The following is a 1,269-nucleotide window of genomic DNA, read 5'->3' as shown; positions in this document are numbered from 1 at the left end:
AGCGTCTGGCGCTTATGCTTCCCCGTGCGGTGATCGAGGTAGTGGTGGACCACCGCGCCACCGCCATAGTGCCGCAAAAATACCAAAAACCAGTTTGCCCGCAGCAGTAGTGGTATCAATGGCAGCCCCATGTCCCGTCAAAACCTTAAGTCCCACACCCCGCCCCGTCAGGTCGTGAACCGTGTTGATCAGATGATGTAAATCGCGTCCCAGGCGATCCAGTTTCCAGACAACCAGCGTGTCGCCCTCCCGTAATGCTTTCAGGCAGTTCATCAGCCCGGGGCGGTCTTCAATTTTGCCAGAAGCATAGTCTTCATAAAGATGCGTCGGACTGACACCGGCAACAAGCAATCCATCACGCTGGAGATCCGTTGTCTGCGAACCATCAATTTTTGAAACGCGCATATAACCAATTAACATTTCACACCTGTCATCTATACGGTCGATTATGTGACAGTGTGCATCAGTACACTTTTAATATCAAAACCAGTCACTTAATCCGTCATTCAATCTAATGCACGTAAAGGGTCAATCAGGAGTATAATGTGACAAAATTCCGGGGGAATGCCATTTTCAGCAAATATAGCTCGCCCCATTCCCACTCGAAACGCAACAAAACCGAGGGGGCTTATGCCGCCAGTAAGTGCGTTAAAAATACCTCGTTGGGGGAACGATAGCCCAGTGATTTTCTCCCGCGCGTGTTGAGTATGTGTTCGAGTTCAGCCATCTTGCGATGGCTCACCTGACTGAAGTCGGTTCCCTTGGGGTAAAAGCGCCGTATCAGACCGTTGGTATGCTCATTCAGGCCACGTTCCCAGGAATGGTATGGGCGTGCAAAGTAGACCTGCGCCCCTGTGATTTCCGTGATTTGCTCGTGCAGGGCGAATTCAGGGCCGTTATCTGCGGTCAGGGTCTTAAACTCGCAGAAGGTATTGGCTTCAATGTCCCTGAAAGCGGCAGCCACGGTCTCCGCCGGCTTATTGGGCAACTTGCGAATGATGACGGTTTTCAGGGCCTTATCTACGAGAGTGAGCAGGAATGACTTCTGATCTTTGCCGAAGATGGTGTCAATCTCGAAATGGCCAGGTTCCTGTTTGAGGTCGGCTTCAGGTGGGCGATGCTCAATGCCAACGCGGTTGGGAATAGGGCGTCGTTTGAGGTTCTCGGCACTGTAGCTGTAGCGTTTTCCCCGGTGAGGAAGTTGCTGATACAGCTCTCCGCCAGCCTGTCGCTCCTGTTGGATATAGCGATAAAGCGTATTCTTGCTGA

1 protein-coding gene and 1 pseudogene are annotated in these 1,269 nt (G+C 51.8%); both read right to left on the bottom strand.

Annotated elements, in window-relative coordinates; translation table 11 throughout:
* Positions 1-66: 66 nt before the first annotated feature.
* Positions 67-420: pseudogene (locus tag BBW68_RS09915) on the bottom strand (recombinase family protein); the annotation flags it as partial.
* 208 nt (positions 421-628) lie between these two features.
* Positions 629-1,269: IS30 family transposase (locus tag BBW68_RS09910; protein ID WP_102135779.1), on the bottom strand; the 641-nt coding region annotated here is incomplete at its 5' end.

The sequence above is a fragment of the Candidatus Erwinia dacicola genome, assembly GCF_001756855.1.
GTDB lineage: Bacteria > Pseudomonadota > Gammaproteobacteria > Enterobacterales > Enterobacteriaceae > Erwinia > Erwinia dacicola.
Note: the sequence above shows the minus strand (reverse complement) of the source record. Positions and strands in the feature narration are given on the sequence as shown.